The organism is Trujillonella endophytica (assembly GCF_900110555.1).
Taxonomy (GTDB): domain Bacteria; phylum Actinomycetota; class Actinomycetes; order Mycobacteriales; family Geodermatophilaceae; genus Trujillonella; species Trujillonella endophytica.
Genome location: NZ_FOEE01000002.1, coordinates 90,497 through 109,190, shown reverse-complemented (window position 1 = coordinate 109,190; position 18,694 = coordinate 90,497). Strand labels below are relative to the sequence as shown.

Genomic DNA, 18,694 nt, shown 5'->3' with positions numbered 1-18,694 from the left:
CCTCGTGACCTTCCTGGCCCTGCGCGGCATCGACCGGGCGCTGGCGATCGCCTCCCAGGCCTTCACCGCGCTCGTGCCGCTCGTCCTGCTGGTGGCGGCCCTCGCCCCGGTCGACCAGGGCGACGTCGTCGCCGACGCCCTCGTGGGCAGGTTCCGGCTGACCGGCGACACCGCCGCGGCCATGCGGCAGCTGTTCGCGAACACCGGCGACGGCGCGACGGGCACCCTCAGCGTCCTGCTCCTGGTCCTGTCCGGGATCAGCCTCACCCGGCGCATGCAGCACATGTACGAGCAGGCCTGGCGGTTCGAGCCGCGGCCCGGCCTCGCGCACACCGCGCACGCCGGAGCCGGGCTGGCGGCCCTCCTGCTCGGCATCGCGCTGCTCTACCTGGCGCGCGACGTCGTCGAGCCCCTGCCGTACCCCGACGTGCTGGTCGTGGTCGTCTCCGGGCTCGCGGGCTTCCTGGTGTGGACGACGGTGCCGTGGCTGCTGCTCGACCGGCGCATCGAGTGGCGGCGGCTGGTCCCGATGGGCGTCCTGACCGCCGCCTGCTCGTGCCTCTACGGGGTCGCGACGACCGTGTACATGCCCGATCTGCTCGAGTCCTACAGCCGGCGCTACGGGCTGTTCGGGGTGACCCTCGCGCTGGTGGGGTGGCTGCTCGCCATGGCGGTCATCATCGTCGCGGCGACGGTGGTGGCCGCCGAGCTCGACCGGGCGCCGGAGCCGTGGGCCCGGCGCCTGCGCGCCCCGTGGGCCCCCGGGCCGCGGGTCGGGGAGGCAGACCTGGCCGACCCGGCCGGCCCCGGTGCGCTCATGCGTCGCGGATGAGGCGGGGCGGCCGCGTCCGCGGCAGGCTCCGGGAGTCCCCACCGCCGGCGAGGAACGGAGCCCGGGATGTCCGACGTGAAGGTGGAGCGGAAGGTCACGATGGCCCGGAAGGAGGCGGCCCGCTGGGTGGCCGACCTCGCCGAGGCGCTCGCGGGGGAGGGCCGGGTCACCATCCGCCTGGCCGGCAGCACCGTCGAGATGGACGTTCCCGACGAGGTGCGGTGCGAGGCCGAGGTCGAGGTCGACGGCGACGAGGTCGAACTCGAGTTCGAGCTGAAGTGGTCCACCGCGGAGCCGGCCAGTGGACGCGCACACGCGAACGGCTCCACGGCGTCCTGAGTCGCCCGTGGACCCGCCGGACGGAGAGGGCACGTGATGACACCGGCCCTGTACGAGTTCCGCGTGGACGGCCCGCTCACCGAGCAGGCGCGCGAGGCCTTCTGCGACATGCGGATCGAGGAAGCGCGCACCGGAGCCACGCTGCGCGGTGAGGTGATCGACGAGTCGCACCTGCTGGGCATCGTCGCGCAGTGCCGGATCCTCGGCCTCGTCGTCGTCTCGGCCCGGCGCGTGCTGTCGGGCCGGCACTGACACCGACCCCGGTCCCGCCGGACCGAGGTCGGCCGGCGCGGGATCGGGGCCGGTGCGCGCCCGGGCTGCGCCGCGTCAGCCGCGACGGCGGTTGACCCGGCGGCCGGTGCGTCGCGCGGTGCGCCTGGCGGTGCGCCGGGCGACCCTGCGTGAACCGAACATGCCGTCCTCCTCTCCGCGTGTCGAAGGCCCCGAGCCGGGTGGACCGGCCGGGGTCAGCTGGACACGGAGGCCGACTCGATCGCGTGCAGTTCGGCCGCCTCGGCAGCGGTCAGCAGACCCACCCCGATCAGGTCGAGCGGGCTGATGAAGCCGTCGCTGACGCGGTAGCCGCCGGCGCGCGCGACCGCATCCCGCAGCCCGACCGCCCAGTGGTGCTCCAGCAGCAGCAGCGCGGCCGCCGATCCGTTGGGGATGTCCTCGAGGACGTCCCAGGCATCGGCGTCGTCGAAGGCGCTGATCCCGTCGGCGGCGGCCTGGGCGCCGGCCAGCGCGCCGGCCTCGGCACCCTCCTCCCCGTCGAAGCCGAGGCCGATCAGCGCCCCGACCACGCTGCCGAGCTCGATGGCCTCCTCGTCGGAGAGGTTGCTCAGGTGCGCCGCCTCGAGCTCGCCCTCGGGCGTCTTGTACACCGCGAGCGCGTCGATCACCCGGACGGTGTCGCTCTGCCTCAGTCGCTCCAGCTCGTCGATGATCTCGCCGTGGAAGTCCGGGGTCGGGAATCCCAGCACGACCAGTTGCACGGGTCCTATCGCCATGTCGTCTCCTCGTCGTCCCTGCCGGTGGCCCTCGGCGCTCGGCTCGCGCGACGGGCCGGAAGGCCGGCACGCGGAGCCTCGTGGCCGCCGCACCCGCTCACCTCGCCTCGGAGGGATGAGCGGGCCGGGCGGCGGGGGACAGGGGGCCGGAGCCGGTGGTCAGTCCACCTCGCCGTGCCGGTGCGCCGCGGCGAACCGTGCGGCCTCGGTGAGGTCCTCCAGCGGTTCGCCCTCGTGCGGCGTGAGGCCGTCGCCCGCGCAGACCGCGCAGTGGCCGGTGAACCGGGCGGTGGAGTACCCGTTCCCGGCGCGGGAGCGCCGGATGGTCACGGCGCCGTCATCGGAGGCGTACGTGTCGGAGAACGCGAGCGTGCGCTCGAACAGCTCCTCGTCGCTGGGCACCCTGCCCCCCTCCGGCTCGCGCGCCCCCGCCCGGGGCGACGGTAGCGATCACGGGGGTCAGGGGGCCACCTGCTGGACGGACACGACGTGCAGCCCCAGCGACTGCACCCTGGCGAGCAGGTCGTGCAGCTGCTGGTCCTGGTGGACGAGCCCGGTGATGACCGTCTCGGCGGTCACCTCGGAGACGTCCAGGTCGGCGAAGGCATCGCGCGCCCGCTGCGACAGCCGCCCCGTCACCCGCAGTTCATAGCGTCGATCCGGCATCGTCGACCTCCGTCGCGGCCGCCGAGGATGGCGGCTCCGCCCGGCACCACCCTGAGCCGGTCGCGGCCGGGAGCCGTCACCCCGCGCAGGTGAACCGGTCAGCGCAGCAGCCCGCGGTCGGCGGCGAGCAGCACGGCCTCGCGCCGGGACGAGACGCCGAGCTTGGCGTAGATCGAGCGGATGTGGCTCTTGATGGTGTTGACCGACACGGTGAACTCGTCGGCGATCTCGCGGGCGTTCAGCAGGGAGGGCAGCAGGGCCAGGACGGCCTGCTCGCGCTCGCTGAGCAGGGCCGGCGGCTCGGGCGACACGCCGGCGCGGGCGGCGGCCACCTGCCCGGCGAAGGACCCCCGCCGGGCGGTGGCGGTGCGGGCGCGCAGCAGCTCCTGGGTGCGCGGGCCCGCCAGCGCGAACGGCCGGACCACGCCGAGCGGCTCGGCGCGTCCCAGCGCGGCCTCCAGCGCGGACCAGCCGGCCGGCCGGTCACCGTGCTGCAGGGCGGCCTCCGCCTCGGCGAGCAGCGCCTCGACGACCGTCTCGGGCAGCAGGCTGAGGACGTCGGGCCGGTGCACGGGCGCCACGGCGGCGGCAGCGGCCTCGTACCGGCCGGCGGCGGCCTCGGTCCAGGCGCCCAGCAGCAGCGTCTCACCGGTGGCCCCGACCCGGTCGGCGAGCCACAGGGCCACCTCGTCCGCCGCGCCCACGTTCCCGTTGAGCAGGGCCACCCGGTGCTCGAGCACGGCCAGCCCGGCGAGCACCGGTGGCGTCACCGGGGCGTCGCCGAGGACAGCGCGCGCCGCGCGGATCTCGGCAAACCCCTCCGCCGGGCGGCCCAGGTCGGCGACGGCGGCGCCGTGGACGGCGTGCAGCACGTACGCCGACTCGGGCGGCAGCGCCTCCCAGGAGTCGAGCGCGGCCCCGCTCCGGAGCGCGGCCTGCCCGGGGTCGCCGAAGAGCAGGTCGGCATAGGCGAGCATCCCGGTCGGCCCGGCCGACCACGCGGAGGGGTGGCGTCCGGTGCGGGCGGCCGCGGCGACGGCGCTCTCGGCGGCGGCGGCCATCGCGCGCAGGTCACCGTCGATGGTCGCCAGGGCCGACAGCGTCGCGAGGCTCTGCACCTCCAGGTAGGCCAGGTCGTGCTCCTCCGCGAGGTCCCGGGCCCGCTCCAGGTGGGTCCGCGCGAGGGGGACGTCGGGGCCGGCCGGGTTGGCGAACTCGGCGATGCCCAGGCTCACGTGGCGCAGGGCCGCGAGCTCCGGTCCGTCGTCCCCCGGCGAGAGACGGGGCGGCGGTACCGGCACGCGGGGCAGCCCGAGCGCACCCGCCAGCAACTCCGCGCAGTCGCGCAGCGTCTCGAGTGCGGTGTCGGGCGCGTCCGGCCAGGCGCGCCGGGCGTCGTCCAGCTCGGCCGCGGCGGGGACCAGGGCCCGCTCGTCGAGGTGGGCGAGGGCCGCGATCAGCGCGAGCCACGGGTCGCGGGCCCGGGCACCGGGGCCGACGGCCGCCAGCGCGCGCCGCAGGGGGCCGAGGTCACCCGCGAGCAGGAGGGCGACCCCGGAGCGGCGGAGCAGCTCCGTCGTCAGCGCGTCGTCGTCGGCGCGTTCCGCGTGGCGCAGGGCGTGCACGGGCTCCCCCTGCCCGGACCACCACCTCGCGGCCGTGGCGTTCAGCTGCCGGTACCGCTCCGGTTCCTGTCGCGCCAGGTCCGCCACGAGGTAGGAGCGCAGCAGCGGGTGCAGGCGGTGGTCGGCGCGCGGCGTCCGCTCGACCAGCGCCGTGGAGGCCCGCAGGCCGTCGAGCGTCGCCTCCGCGGCCGCGTCCCCCGAGAGCGCGGCCGCGAGGGCCGCCGGAACCGGGGTGCACACGCTGACCACCCGCAGGAACTGCTCGTCGTCGGGGTCGAGGCCGTCGAGGATCTCGCCGGTCAGGTACTCGGCGACGGAGCGTTCGTCCCCGGAGAACGAGGCGAGGAAGGCATCGACGTCGTCGGTGCGGAGCAGCGCCAGGGCGGCCAGCCGCAGACCGGCGGCCCAGCCCTCCGTCCGCTCGTGCAGGACGGCCACCTGGCGCGCGGTCAGGTCCAGCCCCGATGCGTCCAGGAGCACGGCGGCATCCTGCGGCGTGAAGCGCAGGGCCTCCGCCCGCACCTCGTGCAGCCGGCCCTCCAGCCGGAGGCGCGGAACCGAGATCGGCGGGTCGATCCGGCCGGCGACGACCAGCGCGAGCCGCGACGGGCGACGGCGGACCAGCGCCGCGAGGTCGTGCAGGACCTCGCGCCCGGTCAGTGCGTGCACGTCGTCGAGGACCAGCCGCACGGGGGAGGTGAGCGTGTCGAGGGCGTCGGCGAGGTCCTCCACGACGTCGGCTCCCCGGGACACGGTGAGGGAGGCGGCGAGCCGCTGCAGCTCGGGGTCCCCGGCGCAGGAGGGGAGCTCCAGCAGACCGCCGAGCGCGGCCGACCAGAGGCGGCGCGGGTCGTCGTCGTCGTCGTCGAGGGAGACCCACGCCGTCTCCAGCCAGTCGCTCTCGCGCACCCAGTCGGCGAGCAGCAGGGTCTTGCCGAACCCCGCCGGCGCGCTGACCACGATCACCTGGTCGGGCGCGGCCTGCTCGAGCAGCCGGCGGAGGGCGCGCCGCGGCCTGAACTCCGCCGGCAGTTCCGGAACCGCGATCTTGCTGGCGGGGATCCGCAGTGACGAGGTCGGCGCGCCGCTCATCCCAGGCTCCTCGGGATCGTCCCCCGTGGACGATGGACCGTGGCGTCCGCCCCCATCGGACCCGGCACCCGCCGCGACGGGCGCCGATCCCCGGTCAGGACAGCAGCCCCTGGTCCAGCGCGGTGAGGACGGCGGTCCGCCGGGTGTTCACCCCCAGCTTGCCGTAGATCGCCCGGACGTGGCTCTTGATCGTGTTCACCGAAACGGACATGTCCTCGGCGATCTCCCCGAGGTTGCTCAGGGAGACCAGCTGGACGAGGACGTCGCGTTCACGGGAGCTCAACCGGGGGGACGGCGCCCGCGACACGCGCCGGCGCGCGGCCAGGCACCGGAAGGCGAAGGAGGCCGGGTCCCGGGTGCCCCCGAGCTGGTCCACGAGCAGCGCGCGCACGCCCTGCCCGGCGAGGGCGAACGGCCGCAGCACGTCGAGCTCCTCCGCCTGCACCAGGACGGCCTGCAACCGGCGCCGCGCCCCGGGCCGATCGCCGCTGCGCAGGGCGGCCCAGACCTCCACCAGGCCGGCGTCCACGGTGGTGGTCGGCAGCAGCGGCCGCAGGGTGCCGTCGAGGATCGGGGCGACGGCGCCCCGGGCCCGGTCGGCCGCGCCGGCCGCCGCGTGGGACCAGGCCCGGACGAGGGCTCGCTCGGCGGCGGCCGACGGCTCGTCCGCGAGCCGGCCGGCGGACGTCGCGGCGGCGGCCGCGGAGCCCTGCATCAGCGCCGCCCGGTGTTCGAGCAGGGCGGCTGCGGCGGCCAGGTGCCGCGGCACGTGCGTCCCGACGACCTCGGCGTGCGCCTCCTGCAGCTCGAACAGCCCCAGCGCCCGTTCGCCCAGGTCGAACAGCGCCCCGCCGCGCGCACTCCGCAACGAGAAGCGGAGGCCGGGATCGCAGTGGGCGGCGTCGATGCGCAGGCCGTCGTCGGCGGCCCGCAGCGCATGCGCGGGCGTGGCGCGCACGAGGCAGGAGTGGGCCAGCACGGCGTGGGCCGCGGCGGCCCACCAGGAGTCCTGCCAGCCGTGGGTGCCCGCCGCCGCGACGGCGGCCGCCGCGGCGGCAGCGGCGCGCCCGTGGTCGCAGCCCACCCAGGCGGCGGTGCCGATGAGGCAGAGGGTCTGCACCTCGAGGAACCCCAGGTGCTGGTCCCGGGCGAGGTCCAGCGCCGTCTCGAGGTCGGCGAGCACGCTCGTGAGCTGCGCCGGTCCCCGGACCGAGAACATCCGGGCGGCGCCGCGGCCGGCGGCGACCAGCGCCGCCAGGGCGGGGACCGCCGGCGAGGGCGTCGGGAGGGGGCCGGGCGGGGCCGCCCCCGTCAGCCACTCGGTGGCGATCCGGAAGTGGGCGAGCGCGGTGTCGCCGGACCCGGTGTCGAGGTCACCCGCCCGGCGGAGTTCCGCCCGGGCGGCTCTCAGGTCCCCGTGGGCGACGTGGACCTGCGCCGCCACCACCGGCAGCCATGCGTCGGTCGATCCACCGCTGCCCTCCAGGGCCGCCAGTGCTCCGGAGAGCTCCCGGTGCTCGCCGCGGGCCACGAGCTCGGGCGCCCAGCGGTGCAGCAGCGCGGCGACGAGGCCGTCGTCGGCCGCCCGCTCGGCATGGTGCAGCGCCGTGACCGGTCGGCCCTGGGCCGCCCACCACGCCGCCGCCTGCCCGTGCAGCGCCGCCGCCCGGCCCGGCCCGTGCCGGTGGAGGTCGGCGACCAGGTAGGAGCGCATCAGCTCCTGGATGCGGAACACCGAGCGGCGCTCCCCGGTGGACACCACCAGCCCGGAGCCGCGCTCGAGGGCGCCGAGCAGGTCGGCGGCATCCGCGCGGCCGGACAGCTCCACGGCCAGGGCGGCCGGAACCGGGTCGGCGATGCTCGTCCGCCGGAGCAGCTCCCGCTGCACCGGGGAGAGCGATGCCAGGACCTCTCCGGCGAGGTAGTCGGCGACCGGTCGCAGGTCACCGGAGAAGTCGGCGAGGAAGCGGTCGGCATCGGGGTGGTTCCGCAGCGGCGTCGTCGCGAGCCGGATGCCGGCCACCCACCCGTCGGTGCGGGCGTGCAGCAGCGCGGCCTGCTCGTGGGTGAGCCGCAGCCCGCAGCGTGCGGTCAGCGCCGCCGTCTCCTCCACGGAGAAGGCGAGCTGGGCGGTGCGCAGCTCGCACAACCGCTGCTCCATCCGCAGTCGCGCGATGGGCAGGGGTGGGTCGAACCGGCTGGACAGGACCAGCCGGACGGTGCGCAGCCGGTGCCGCAGCAGGAGCTGCAGGCCGCGCACCGCATCCGGGCTGCGGAGGTGGTGGGCGTCGTCGAGCACCAGCCGCACCGGGACCGGGAGGGCCGCGAGCGCGTCGAACACCTCCATCAGGAGGTCGATGCCGACCCCGGTCCGGGGGACCACGAGCTCCGTCAGCGGGCTCGTCGCCGGGACCGCCGGGCACGCCGACAGCGCGGCCAGCACCGACGTCCACAGTCGCCGGGGGTCGTCGTCGGCCTCGTCGAGAGCGACCCACGCGGTGGGGGCCTCCCGGCGGTGGGCCCAGTCCGCGAGCAGGAGGCTCTTCCCGTACCCGGGTGGTGACGACACCAGCGTGAGGGCGCGATCCTCGCCGCGGTCCAGGGCGCTCAGCAGCGCCGGTCGGGACACGTGGTCGGCCGGCAGTCCGGGCACGGCCGTCTTCGACCGCCACCTGTGCGCCACGACCCCTCCTCTGCTCGGAGCGGTGCTCTCCCGTCGTCGACGTCCCGACCGCGGCCGCAGGCGCGCGCCGGTCCGGCGTGACGGTGTGCGCCCCGACCCTCTCGGGTTCCCGGTCGGGGGCAAGGGCCCAAGGGCTCGGGCCCCCGGGGACCGAGGGCACCGAGCGGCGCCGGGGAGCGGCCCGCCGCGCGCCGGGAGCGCGTCCACCACTGTCGGGTGAGCCGGGCGCGGGGCCGCTGCTCCTACCGTCCCGGCAGGTGGCCGTCGGGACGGAGGACCCCGCCGGCGCCGCCGTCGTCGATGCTCCGGAACGCCCTCGGGAGGTGCCGTCATGACCGCGTCCCTCACCCACGACCTGGCCGTGCTCGACGACCGGATCACCGCTGCGCTCCGCGCTCTGCGGCTGGCGCGCGCGGCCTCGGCGCACGGCGGGGACCCGGGGTGCCTCCGGGTGGAGGCCCGGGCGGAGGCCGCCCTGAACGCCCTCCTCGAGTACCGGCACTCCGTCCTGCCCCCGATGTGCTGAGCCGCGCGGCGCGAGCCGGTCGTCCCGGTCGGAGGTCACTGCCGCCCGGCGTCGGCGGGCGAGGCGGGCGAAGGCGACGCCTGCGGGGTGCCGGCCGGCCCGGGCTGCCAGTCGGTGCCGAGGCTGCCCTGGGCCGCCGTCCGGCCGCTGCGACCGCCACCGGCACCGCGGAGCACGAAGGCGATGCCCACCGCGACGACGGCGCCGGCGAGCGGGCCGAGCAGGTAGGCCCACCACGACGCCCAGTCCTCGAGCACCAGCGCCGGCCCGAGGGACCGGGCGGGGTTCATGGACGCGCCGCTCACCAGGGATCCCCAGAGGCCCGCCAGGGCGATGTAGCTGCCGACGCCCAGCGCGGCGATCGGGCCGAGCTGCTGGGCTCCGGAGGAGACCCCCAGGATGGTGCTCACCAGGCCGACGGTGAGCACGGCCTCCCACACCAGTGCCGTTCCGGTGGAGATCCCGGGGCCGGGCAGGGTGAGCCCCGCGTCGCCCTGCCGCCCGATGAGGGCCCACAGCGCCAGGGGCGCCAGGACGGCGCCGAGCGCCTGCGCGACGAGGTAGGCGGGCACCCGGCGCCACGGGAAGTCGCCCCGGAGGGCGAACGCGAAGGTGACGGCGGGGTTGAGGTGCGCGCCCGAGACGGCGCCCATGAACAGGATGATCGCCGCGACCATGAGCGCCGGCGCGACGACGAGCGCCCCGTAGGGGACGGCGGACCCGCCGAAGCGGGCGCCGACCATCCCCCCGCCGACGGCGACGAGCACGAGCAGGAACGTCCCGAACAGCTCGGAGAACAGGCGGCGCCCCTCGTACCGGTCGTCCCAGAAGTCGAATGCACGGAGCGCCGCGTCGGGGGATCCGACCGACCGGGTCCGGTGCCGGCTGCCGGGATCCGTCCCCCGGGGAGTGGCTCCGTGCTCGACCATGGCGACCTCCAGACGTGCGTGCACCGGTCCGGGGACCGTGGATCGGCCGCCCGGACCGCGCCCCACCCGGGCGAGGTGAGATCCCGCGGTCCGGTGCCCGGATCACCCGGGCCGGAGGATGCGGCGGATCGCCCGGCCCCGGCACCGTGCCCGCGGGACACCGAGCCGAGGGATGCGGTCATGACGACGATCGACCGGGCGACCGGCAGCCGGCGCATCCACTTCCACGACGAGGCGGCGCCCGTCGCCGGGGCCGTGGTCCCCTCCGTCTTCGTCGTGGTGCGGCACGAGGACGGCCGGCTGCTGCTCGTCCGGCGCTGCGACAGCGGCGCCTGGGAGCTGCCGGGCGGCCGCGTCGACGTCGGGGAGTCGGCGGTCGAGACCGCCGTCCGCGAGACCGCCGAGGAGACGGGGCTGCGGATCGTCGTCACCGGGTTCGCCGGGATCTTCAGCGACCCCGGCCACGTGGTGGTCTCCGCCCGGGGCGAGGCCCGCCAGCAGTTCGCCGTGCTGGTGCGGGCGCGCGCCGTCGGCGGGGACCTCGCCGCGGACCTGGTCGAGACGAGCGAGGCCGCCTGGGTGCCGGTGGAGGACCTCTCGGGGCTGGCCATGGAGGTCCCGGTGCGCCTCTGGATCGACTCCGTGCTCGACGCCGGGGCGGAACCGCACGTCGGCTGAGCCGGGCTGCCGCCCGCCGCCTGCCGCCTGCCCGGCGGGACGCGGCGGGCTCATCCACCGGGGATGAGGTGGCCGGACCGGCCTCCGCCCACCCTGGCGGGATGGCTCCGCGACCCCCGGGCTCCTGCCCCCCGCGGCTGCGCTGCGGCCTGGTGATCGGCGCCGGTGCCGCCGTGGGCGGCGCCTGGGCCGCCGGTGCGGTGTGCGCGCTGACCGAGACCGGGGCGTTCGACCCGGCCGGGCCGGAGCTGGTCGTCGGCACCTCGGCCGGGTCCGTGGTCGCCGCGCTGCTCGCCGCCGGGATGCCGCCCCGGGAGCTCGCCGGGCTGTTCTCCGACGACCGGGAGAGCGGGACCCCGCCGGTCCGCCCGGAGCTGTCGGCCCGGGTGCGGGCGACGCTGCGCGACGTGCCCCGGCCGGTGCCGATCCCGGGCAACCTGCGGCTGGCGGCGCGGACCCTGGGCCGGCCCGGACACCGGGCGCTGCGCACCGCGGCCGCGGCGCTCGCACCGCGTGGGCGAGGGGACCTGGCGCCGGTCGGCGAGTTGGTCGGCGCGGTCCAGGGGGACCGGACGTGGCCGGCCCGCCCGCGGACGTGGCTGGTGGCGATGGACTTCGACTCCGGCCGGCGCGTCGCCTTCGGAGCGCCGGGGGAGCCGCCCACCTCGCCGGCCGAGGCGGTCATGGCCTCGTGCTCGGTGCCCGGCCTCTTCGCACCCCGGTTCATCGCGGGCCGCCGCTACGTCGACGGCGGCGCTGTCTCGGTCACCAACGCCGACGTCCTGGCCGGGGAGGCCCTGGACGAGGTGGTGGTCGTGGCACCCCTGGTCACGCCCGGTCCGCTGCCGCGGCGGTCGGCCGCCGCGCGGATCGAGCACCGGGTCCGGCTGCACATCGCGCAGCGGCTGAGCTGGGAGGTGTGGCGGCTGCTCGCCGCCGGGATGAGCGTGCGCGTCCTGACGCCGACCGCGGAGGACGTCGCGGCCATGGGCGTCGACCGGATGGACGCCGGGCGGCACCGCCGGGTCTTCGAGACGGCGGTGCGCACCACGACGGCGCAGCTGGCGGCGGAGGCGCCGCCGGCGGCCGCGCACGCGGAGATCGACGGCGTCGCCTGAGGGACGGACGCGGCTCAGGCGCCGGGAGCGGGCGGTTCCGGGGCGCGGGTCGTCGCGAGTTCCCACAGGGGTCCCCACTGCAGGCGCCCCCGCGGCGGGCGGATCCCCGGGCGCTCGCGGGGCAGCCGCACCCGCAGGGCGCCGGGGCGGATGGTGCAGCGGATCGGGGTGGTCAGGTGCACCGACTCCCCGTCGATCCCGACCGGGACCGTCGGGGCGTCGGAGCGGACGACGACCTCCCGCGCCTGCGTGCGCACCACTCCTCGCCGGGAGGCGCCGCGCAGCAGCCCCACGGCCTCGCGCGCGCTGGCCACGTGGACGGCGATCACCCCCAGCGTCCCGCGGTCGAGCCGGGCCCGGCGGCCCATCGCGGTGAGGTCGCCGTCCTCGTAGGGGTCGTTGCTCACCAGGAGCGCCTGCGGGCCGTCGAGGACCAGCCCGTCCGCCTCGCCGACCAGCCGGGCGCCCCGCCGGCCGCCGAGGAGGTCGGGCAGCGTGCGCAGGGTCGTGCCGCGCTTGTCGTCGCGGTAGGCCGGGTCGTCCACGATCTCGGCGTAGGCCCCGAACGAGGTGTTGTTCACGAACGGCCGGCCGTTGATCTCCCCGAGGTCGATCCGGGCCTCCACGCCGTCGCGCAGCGCGGCCAGGCAGCGGGACGGGTCGTCGCGGTCCAGGCCGAGGTCGAGGGCGAAGTGGTTGCGGGTGCCGGCGCTGATCACGAGGAAGGGGACGTCGTGCTCGGCCGCCACCTGGGCCACCAGCGCCTGGGTGCCGTCCCCTCCGGCCACGCCGAGCAGGTCCGCACCGCGGGCCAGGGCGTCGCGGGCCAGCTGCTGCACGTCGGTGTGCGGCCGGTCCAGCAGCGCCACCTCCGCCCCCAGGGCCTCCGCCCGCTGGCGCAGCGAGAACCGGTCGACCTTGCCGCCCCCCGACCGCGGGTTCATGACGAGGAAGGGCCGCTGGGGCGCCGCGGCCGGGACGACCGGCAGCTCCCAGGCCGCGCGGTGCGGCCGCAGCGCGGCGCCCGCCGCGGCGGCCGCCGCGGCGAGCAGCCCCACGGCGACGACGACCACCCACAGCAGGCCCTCGGCGACGAGGAGCACCACGAGGGCGGCCGGGGCGCCCAGCGCCACCGCCACGGCCAGCCAGCGCCGCGGACCGCGCTGCTGCAGCGACCAGAAGCCCGCGGCCAGCACCACGGCACAGGTCGCCGCGGTGAGCAGCAGCAGCCACAGGCTGCGGCTCCCGGCGGCGGCCACCGGGACCACCGCCGCGAGTGCCGCGAGCGCCAGGGCGATCCGGGCCAGCCACCGGCGGTCGCGCAGCGGGTCCGCCACGGCCCGGTGCCCGCCCCGGGCGTGCCGCGGCACCCGGGTCCCGGTCACACCGGGACGGGGGCGTCGGGCGGCGTGTGGCGCCGGGCGTGCGCGCCGACCGCGGTGTGGGGGACGTCGACGTCGGCGCGTGCGCCCCGCTCGGGGGCGAGATCCTCGGCGACGCAGGCGCGTGTCGCGTAGCTCGCGGCCGCCAGGGTGATCGGGGCGGTGGCCGTCATGGCGGGACCTCCTGGGAGCCCCCGGGACCGGGCGCCCGGAGGGTGGGAACGCTAGGGCCGAGGCGCCCGGCCGGGATCACCCCCGGGGGAGTAGCGGGCCGCATCCCGCGGGCCGGCTCCGGCTCTCCTCTCGCGCGGGTGAGGCGCGCGGCCCGCCCGGCTCCGACGATGTCGTCCGCAACGACGCACGGTGAGAACGACGGCCGGTGAGGTGGCGCATGGTGTGGGTCCTGGTGAGCGTCGCGGGGCTGCTCGTCGAGACGTGCCTCATCGTCGTCCTCGGGCGGGCGGTGACCGGTCCGGCCGAGGCGGGCGCCGAGCCTGGGGGGAACCCGGTCCTGGTGCGGCGGCCCTGAGCGGGCTCGCCGGCGACCCTCCGAGAGGGGGCCCGTGGTGGAGTCGGCAGCGCTGACCACCGTCGCCGCGGCGATCTTCCTCTGGGGGGTGGGATCGGCGCGGCTGGAGCGCGCCGACGTGACCGGACCGATCGTCTTCGTGCTGGTCGGCAGCCTCATGGCCGGGACCGGGATGGCCGGCGGGACGGTCGAGCCGGAGACCGTTCGGCCGCTGGTGGAGATCGCCCTGGTGTGGGTGCTCTTCTCCGATGCCGCCCGCGTGCGGCTCCACGATCTGCGCGAGGAGGCGGGACGCTGCGCCCGGCTGCTCGGGCTCGGCCTGCCCCTGACCGTGCTCTTCGGCTGGGCGCTCGCGGCGTGGCTGTTCCCCGACATGGGCGGCTGGCTCGCGCTGCTGGTCGGCGCGGCCCTCGCCCCCACCGACGCCGCGCTGGGCGTGTCCGTGGTGACCGATCCCGCGGTGCCCTCCCGCATCCGCCGGCTGATCACCGTCGAGAGCGGCCTGAACGACGGGATCGTCACCCCGGTGGTCGTCGTCGCGCTGGCGGGCGCCGCGTCGGCGGAGGGCCTGGCGCAGTCGGTGGGTCTGGCGGAGGCGGTGGTGGAGCTCGCGGTCGGGGCCGCCGTGGGCGCGGCGGTCGGGACGGCCGGCGGCCTGCTCCTCCGGGCGGCACGGAGCCGGGGCTGGGCGGCCGAGGAGTTCGTCGGCGTCGCGGTCCTGGCGCTGGCGGGTGCCGCGTACGCAGCGGCCCTGGTCGCCCACGGCAACGGGTTCGTGGGCGCGTTCTGCGGCGGTCTCGCCTTCGGTGCGACCGCCGGGCGACGGGGACCCGCCGAGCTGCGGTTCACCGAGGAGGCCGGAGCGCTCGTGACCGCGCTCGTCTGGCTGGTCTTCGGCGCGGTCGCCGTCCCCGTCCTGCTCGACCGCGCCGACGGGGCCACGATGCTGTACGCCGTGCTGAGCCTCAGCCTCCTCCGCATGGTGCCGGTCGCCCTGGCCACCCTCGGGACGGCGATGGACGCCCGGACGGTCCTGTTCGTCGGCTGGTTCGGCCCTCGGGGGTTGGCGTCCCTGGTCTTCGCGCTGCTCGCGCTGGAGGAGCTGGGGCCCGCCGCCGAGGACGCCGTCGCGGTGATCACGGCGACGGTCCTGCTCAGTGTCGTCGTCCACGGCATCAGCGCGGCGCCCCTCGCTGCCCGGTACGGGCGCTCGGCCGCGGGACGAGGGGCCGTCACCCCCCGGGGATGAGGCCCGTCCTCTCTGCGGTGGCCACGCTGTGGGCGGTCCGGGACCCCGTGCGCCGCCTTCCCGGTGTCCGTGCTCCCGCCCGGCGACGTCGGCGGCAGACCACGCCAGGAGGTGCGCGTGTCCCTCGTTCCGCCCGGCTTCCGAGTGGCCGCGACCTACCGTCGCGCCTGGCTGGTGAAGGACCTCACCGCGGGGGTCGTGCTGACGACGCTGCTGGTGCCCCAGGGGATGGCCTACGCCGAGCTGGCCGGCCTGCCGCCGATCACCGGTCTGTACACCTCGATCATGTGCCTGCTGGGCTACGCGCTGGTCGGCCCGTCGCGCATCCTGGTGCTCGGGCCCGACTCCTCGCTGGGCCCCATGATCGCCGCGACGGTCCTGCCCCTGGTCGCCGCCGACGGGGACCCGCAGCGGGCGGTGGTCCTGGCATCCCTGCTGGCGGTGATGGTGGCGGCGATCATGCTGGTCGCCGGGGTGGCCAAGCTGGGGTTCATCGCCGAGCTGATCTCCAAGCCGACCATGATCGGCTACCTCAACGGGCTGGCCCTCACCATCCTGATCGGCCAGCTGCCCAAGCTCCTGGGGTTCTCGGTCGACGCCGACGGCCTGATCGAGGAGGTCGCCGACTTCGGCCGCGGCCTGGCCGACGGGGCGGTCGTCCCCGCCGCGGCGGCCGTCGGGCTCGGTGGGATCGCCCTCGTCCTGGCTCTGCAGCGATGGTTGCCCAAGGTGCCGGCCGTGCTGGTGATGGTCGTGCTGGCGATCGCCGTGAGCAGCATCGCGGGGCTGGGCGACCACGGGGTGAGCCTGATCGGGACGCTGCCCCAGGGGTTCCCGCCGCTGAGCATCCCCACGGTCCCCTGGGCGGACGTGCTGCCGCTGGCTGCAGGCGCCCTGGCCATCGCCGTCGTGTCGCTGGCCGACACCATCTCCACCTCGACCGCCTTCGCCGAACGGACCGGTCAGGAGGTCCGGGGCAATGCCGAGATGATCGGCATCGGCACGGCCAACCTCGCCGCCGGGCTGTTCCAGGGCTTTCCGGTCAGCACCAGCGCGTCGCGCACCGCCGTGGCCGAGCGGGCAGGCGCGCGCACCCAGTTGACGGGTGTCACGGGCGCCGTGCTGATCGTGATCCTGATCGTCGCGCTCCCCGGGCTCTTCCGGAACCTGCCGCAGCCCGCCCTGGCCGCGGTCGTGATCACCGCGTCGCTCTCCCTGGCCGACATCCCCGGCACCGTGCGGCTGTGGAAGCAGCGGCGGGTCGAGTTCTCGCTGTCGCTGGTCGCGTTCGCCGGCGTCGCGCTGCTCGGCGTCCTCCCGGGCATCGGGATCGCCGTCGGCCTGTCCATCCTGAACGTGTTCCGGCGGGCCTGGCGGCCCTACCAGACCACGCTGGGCCTGGTCGACGACATGCGTGGCTATCACGACGTCCGGTCCTATCCGACCGCGCGCCTGCTCCCCGGACTGGTGATCTTCCGGTTCGACGCGCCGCTGTTCTTCGCGAACGCGAAGACCTTCCGGGACGAGGTCGTGGCGATCTCGCGCGCGGAGCCCGCGCCCGAGTGGATCGTGGTCGCGGCCGAGCCGATCACCGACGTCGACACCACCGCCGCGGACGTGCTGTTCGAGCTGGACCACCTGCTCGACGAGCGCGGGCAGAGCCTCGTGTTCGCCGGGCTGAAGGACCCGGTGCGTCGCAAGATCGACGGGTACGGGCTGACGGAGAAGATCGAGCCCCGACACCTCTTTCCCACCGTCGGCTCCGCCGTCGCCGAGTTCCGGGCCCGCCGGCACGCCGAGTGGGCCCCCGCCCCGACCGCGGTGCCCGGCGACCGGAGCGCGATGACGCCCGGTCCCGGGGGGTGAGTGCGGGGGCGCTCAGCCGACGGCGCCGGGGACGACGGCGAACATCCGCTCACGCACGGTCTCGCGCAGCCGCAGGGTCTCCTCGATGCCGCGGAGTTGCGCGGGCGTCACGGGCAGCCCGAACACGTCGGCCAGGAACCGGGGCAGGTCCGCCCGGTAGTCGTGCTGCCACGCGCCGAACGGCCCGGACGTCTGTGCGTTCTTCATGTCGACCAGGCTCTGGAAGAACGTCGTCAGCGGCCGCCACCGCATGCCGGGGGGGATGCCACGGGGACTTCCGCCGGCGACCTCCTCCGGCCGGGGCCGGGAGGGACCCAACCAGTCCGGCGGGTACCACAGCAGGTCGGGACCGAACTTCGTCACCCCGTCGTTGTCATGGCTCAGCAGCACGAAGCGCGGCGGTGAGCCGCGCTCCTTCGTCACGGCGGTGTACTGGGCGTGGTCGTTGACGACGGCCACGGCCCGCCGGTCGACGTCGAGGCGGTCACCCCGGGTGACCTGGCGCATCCAGCCGCTGCCGTACGGCGTCCCGATCCACAGCGCGCGGTCGATCCCCATGGCGTCCGGCCCGAGCGTCCCCCAGTGCAGGAAGACGTCCTGGCTGGTGTGCGCCCCGAGGCTCTCGCCGAACAGCACGACGCGCGGACGGCGTCCCTCGCGTTCCTGCAGGCGTCGGAGGACCCGCAACCACAGCAACCGGTTCTGCTCGCGGGCCGTGCGCACCATCCCGAGCGACAGGGGGGAGGGGCGCCGGGAGTACTGCAGGGCCACGGTGGCGACGTCACCGAGCGCGAGGTACTGCATCGCGGCGACGGCGACGTAGTTGACGTAGCCGGTGCCGGTCGGGGAGACGAGGACCAGCAGCGACCGGTCGAACGCGCCGGTCCGCTCCAGTTCGGCGATCGCGAGATCGACCCGTTCCCGGGGGGAGGGCGCGTTGTCCAGCCCGACGTAGACCTGGACGGGCGCCGCCACCGCGGGCGTTCCCATGACGGTCTCGATCGACAGGTCCGGCACGCCTTCCGGACGGGTCGGGAGGGGCCGCGGACGGACGGTGGCGAGGGAGTGCAGGCGGCCGTCGCGCCCCATGCCCGCCCAGGAGACGAGGCTGCCCGGACCGCCGCTCACCGTCGTCGGCAGCCACCGCTGTGCCTCGTCCGGCTCGATGACCGGCACGTCGACCGACGTCCTGGCCTCGATCCGGTGCATCGCCCGGTGCCACACCGACGAGGCGCCGAGCCCGAGCCCGGCCAGGAGGCCCGCGTGCGCGGCCGGTCGCCACAGTTCCGGCGGGCCGGGCAGCGCAGCGGTCAGGCCGCGAACGGCGAGATCGGTGAGGACGCGCTCGCCGTAGGCGGCACCGGAGGAGCCGGCCACGATGCCCAGCGCGACGGCGAGCGACGACAGCGCCGACGGGACGCCGGCGCGGCCCCACGGCCCGGCGTCCCCGCGCGTGCGCAGTCGGTCCCCGACATAGCTCGCGGCGAGCCCGACGGGAACGGCCAGCGGAACGGCCGCGAGCCGGCCGCCGAGGTGCATCCGGTCGTCGAGGGCGCGCGTGCCGAGCCGTGCCGCCCCGAGCAGGGCACCGGACAGGCCCGTGGCGCCCGCCCGCCAGGCGGCCTGGCGGACGGCTCCCCGGAGCGGGTCGTCGGCGCGCGGAGGGAGGGCCTGCAGCACCGCGAGCCCGAGGGGGACGGCCGCGCAGTCGACCCCGATGACGGCCGCGTTGCGGGACGGCGCGGACGACTCCCCGCGGGCGAGCAGCCGCGCCAGCCCCTCGAGCACGTCCTGCGTGCCCACCGAGAGCAGGTAGTGCAGGCCCGTGGCCAGCCCGGTCACCAGGCCCTGGTCGAGGGTGCTCCGCGGGGACAGCGACGGCGCGAACGTCCCCGGCGCCATCGCGGCGGCGGCGACCAGGCCGACGTCGCCTGCCGCGGCCGCCGCGGCCGGCCGGCCGGTGTCGCGTCGTTCCGCCCGTCGTCCCGCTCGTCGATCGCGAGGTGTCATGCCGGGAGGGTGGCGTCCGGCGGTCCGCGGCGGCTCATCCTTCCCGTAGGAGTCCGGGCCCGCCGCCGACCCCTAGCGTGGCTCGCCGACGAGCGGAGGACCGCATGACGGCGCGACCGGCCAGGCCCCCGCGTGGCGGTACGGACGTGCTCGCGCCCGA

At 76.6% G+C, this 18,694-nt stretch carries 18 protein-coding genes; 9 read left to right on the top strand and 9 right to left on the bottom strand.

The window, feature by feature from the left end; genetic code table 11:
• The first annotated feature begins 4 nt into the window (after positions 1-4).
• The 3 genes from BMY88_RS03475 to BMY88_RS03465 all read left to right on the top strand — a co-directional run bounded on the left by BMY88_RS03475 (position 5) and on the right by BMY88_RS03465 (position 1,423).
• Positions 5-832, top strand: coding sequence for a YhjD/YihY/BrkB family envelope integrity protein (locus tag BMY88_RS03475; RefSeq protein WP_170860944.1), 828 nt, complete (start codon positions 5-7; stop codon positions 830-832).
• 66 nt (positions 833-898) lie between these two features.
• A complete protein-coding gene (locus BMY88_RS03470; RefSeq protein WP_091940253.1) occupies positions 899-1,171 on the top strand; it encodes an amphi-Trp domain-containing protein in 273 nt (90 codons plus the stop codon).
• Positions 1,172-1,207: 36 nt separating this feature from the next.
• Positions 1,208-1,423, top strand: a complete 216-nt coding sequence (locus tag BMY88_RS03465; protein WP_091940819.1) for a hypothetical protein — start codon at positions 1,208-1,210, stop codon at positions 1,421-1,423.
• A gap of 215 nt (positions 1,424-1,638) precedes the next feature.
• Here the strand turns inward: BMY88_RS03465 and BMY88_RS03460 are convergent, their stop codons facing one another.
• From BMY88_RS03460 to BMY88_RS03440, 5 genes are all read right to left on the bottom strand, one after another.
• The gene (locus BMY88_RS03460) at positions 1,639-2,181 is read right to left on the bottom strand and encodes a hypothetical protein (protein WP_091940251.1); all 543 of its coding nucleotides are present in this window, start codon (positions 2,179-2,181) and stop codon (positions 1,639-1,641) included.
• 159 nt (positions 2,182-2,340) lie between these two features.
• Positions 2,341-2,583 carry a hypothetical protein gene (locus BMY88_RS03455; protein WP_091940249.1) on the bottom strand — a complete coding sequence of 81 codons (243 nt, stop codon included), beginning with the start codon at positions 2,581-2,583 and terminating at the stop codon, positions 2,341-2,343.
• A gap of 57 nt (positions 2,584-2,640) precedes the next feature.
• Positions 2,641-2,847: a hypothetical protein gene (locus tag BMY88_RS03450; RefSeq protein ID WP_091940247.1), complete on the bottom strand. Its 207-nt coding sequence runs from the start codon at positions 2,845-2,847 to the stop codon at positions 2,641-2,643.
• A gap of 98 nt (positions 2,848-2,945) precedes the next feature.
• A complete protein-coding gene (locus tag BMY88_RS03445; protein WP_091940245.1) occupies positions 2,946-5,564 on the bottom strand; it encodes a winged helix-turn-helix domain-containing protein in 2,619 nt (872 codons plus the stop codon).
• A 94-nt stretch (positions 5,565-5,658) separates the two neighbouring features.
• Positions 5,659-8,247, bottom strand: coding sequence for a LuxR family transcriptional regulator (locus tag BMY88_RS03440; RefSeq protein WP_091940243.1), 2,589 nt, complete (start codon positions 8,245-8,247; stop codon positions 5,659-5,661).
• A gap of 331 nt (positions 8,248-8,578) precedes the next feature.
• On the opposite strand from BMY88_RS03440, the gene BMY88_RS03435 reads away from it, so the two are divergent.
• A complete protein-coding gene (locus tag BMY88_RS03435) occupies positions 8,579-8,773 on the top strand; it encodes a hypothetical protein (RefSeq protein ID WP_091940241.1) in 195 nt (64 codons plus the stop codon).
• 35 nt (positions 8,774-8,808) lie between these two features.
• Here the strand turns inward: BMY88_RS03435 and BMY88_RS03430 are convergent, their stop codons facing one another.
• Positions 8,809-9,726, bottom strand: a complete 918-nt coding sequence (locus tag BMY88_RS03430; protein WP_244524428.1) for an MIP/aquaporin family protein — start codon at positions 9,724-9,726, stop codon at positions 8,809-8,811.
• Positions 9,727-9,882: 156 nt separating this feature from the next.
• On the opposite strand from BMY88_RS03430, the gene BMY88_RS03425 reads away from it, so the two are divergent.
• Together BMY88_RS03425 and BMY88_RS03420 are read left to right on the top strand one after the other, a co-directional pair.
• A complete protein-coding gene (locus tag BMY88_RS03425) occupies positions 9,883-10,380 on the top strand; it encodes an NUDIX hydrolase (RefSeq protein ID WP_091940237.1) in 498 nt (165 codons plus the stop codon).
• A 101-nt stretch (positions 10,381-10,481) separates the two neighbouring features.
• The gene (locus BMY88_RS03420; protein WP_091940235.1) at positions 10,482-11,498 is read left to right on the top strand and encodes a patatin-like phospholipase family protein; all 1,017 of its coding nucleotides are present in this window, start codon (positions 10,482-10,484) and stop codon (positions 11,496-11,498) included.
• Positions 11,499-11,512: 14 nt separating this feature from the next.
• On the opposite strand, the gene BMY88_RS03415 is transcribed toward BMY88_RS03420, so the two are convergent.
• Positions 11,513-12,883, bottom strand: a complete 1,371-nt coding sequence (locus BMY88_RS03415; RefSeq protein ID WP_211435469.1) for a diacylglycerol/lipid kinase family protein — start codon at positions 12,881-12,883, stop codon at positions 11,513-11,515.
• Complete coding sequence (locus tag BMY88_RS23685; RefSeq protein ID WP_170860943.1) at positions 12,880-13,053, bottom strand: hypothetical protein; 174 nt, start codon at positions 13,051-13,053, stop codon at positions 12,880-12,882. The genes BMY88_RS03415 and BMY88_RS23685 overlap by 4 nt, the downstream gene beginning before the upstream one ends.
• 218 nt (positions 13,054-13,271) lie before the next feature.
• Here BMY88_RS23685 and BMY88_RS23680 point away from each other — a divergent pair, with 218 nt between their 5' ends.
• From BMY88_RS23680 to BMY88_RS03405, 3 genes are all read left to right on the top strand, one after another.
• Positions 13,272-13,409 carry a hypothetical protein gene (locus BMY88_RS23680; protein ID WP_170860942.1) on the top strand — a complete coding sequence of 46 codons (138 nt, stop codon included), beginning with the start codon at positions 13,272-13,274 and terminating at the stop codon, positions 13,407-13,409.
• A gap of 34 nt (positions 13,410-13,443) precedes the next feature.
• On the top strand, positions 13,444-14,658 hold the full coding sequence (locus BMY88_RS03410; protein ID WP_244524427.1) for a cation:proton antiporter domain-containing protein: 1,215 nt from the start codon (positions 13,444-13,446) through the stop codon (positions 14,656-14,658).
• 117 nt (positions 14,659-14,775) lie between these two features.
• Entirely contained in the window at positions 14,776-16,524 is a 1,749-nt protein-coding gene (locus BMY88_RS03405) for a SulP family inorganic anion transporter (protein ID WP_091940233.1), read from the top strand.
• Positions 16,525-16,536: 12 nt separating this feature from the next.
• Here the strand turns inward: BMY88_RS03405 and BMY88_RS03400 are convergent, their stop codons facing one another.
• Entirely contained in the window at positions 16,537-18,534 is a 1,998-nt protein-coding gene (locus BMY88_RS03400) for an alpha/beta-hydrolase family protein (protein ID WP_091940231.1), read from the bottom strand.
• Between the last annotated feature and the right edge of the window lie 160 nt (positions 18,535-18,694).

What these genes read in the sequence shown, in the direction of transcription:
- BMY88_RS03470 (WP_091940253.1), top strand. Translation starts at nt 899, where the DNA reads ATGTCCGACGTGAAGGTGGAGCGGAAGGTCACGATGGCCCGGAAGGAG.
- BMY88_RS03465 (WP_091940819.1), top strand. Translation starts at nt 1,208, where the DNA reads ATGACACCGGCCCTGTACGAGTTCCGCGTGGACGGCCCGCTCACCGAG.
- BMY88_RS03460 (WP_091940251.1), bottom strand. Translation starts at nt 2,181, where the DNA reads ATGGCGATAGGACCCGTGCAACTGGTCGTGCTGGGATTCCCGACCCCG.
- BMY88_RS03450 (WP_091940247.1), bottom strand. Translation starts at nt 2,847, where the DNA reads ATGCCGGATCGACGCTATGAACTGCGGGTGACGGGGCGGCTGTCGCAG.
- BMY88_RS03445 (WP_091940245.1), bottom strand. Translation starts at nt 5,564, where the DNA reads ATGAGCGGCGCGCCGACCTCGTCACTGCGGATCCCCGCCAGCAAGATC.
- BMY88_RS03435 (WP_091940241.1), top strand. Translation starts at nt 8,579, where the DNA reads ATGACCGCGTCCCTCACCCACGACCTGGCCGTGCTCGACGACCGGATC.
- BMY88_RS03425 (WP_091940237.1), top strand. Translation starts at nt 9,883, where the DNA reads ATGACGACGATCGACCGGGCGACCGGCAGCCGGCGCATCCACTTCCAC.
- BMY88_RS03420 (WP_091940235.1), top strand. Translation starts at nt 10,482, where the DNA reads ATGGCTCCGCGACCCCCGGGCTCCTGCCCCCCGCGGCTGCGCTGCGGC.
- BMY88_RS23685 (WP_170860943.1), bottom strand. Translation starts at nt 13,053, where the DNA reads ATGACGGCCACCGCCCCGATCACCCTGGCGGCCGCGAGCTACGCGACA.
- BMY88_RS23680 (WP_170860942.1), top strand. Translation starts at nt 13,272, where the DNA reads ATGGTGTGGGTCCTGGTGAGCGTCGCGGGGCTGCTCGTCGAGACGTGC.
- BMY88_RS03400 (WP_091940231.1), bottom strand. Translation starts at nt 18,534, where the DNA reads ATGACACCTCGCGATCGACGAGCGGGACGACGGGCGGAACGACGCGAC.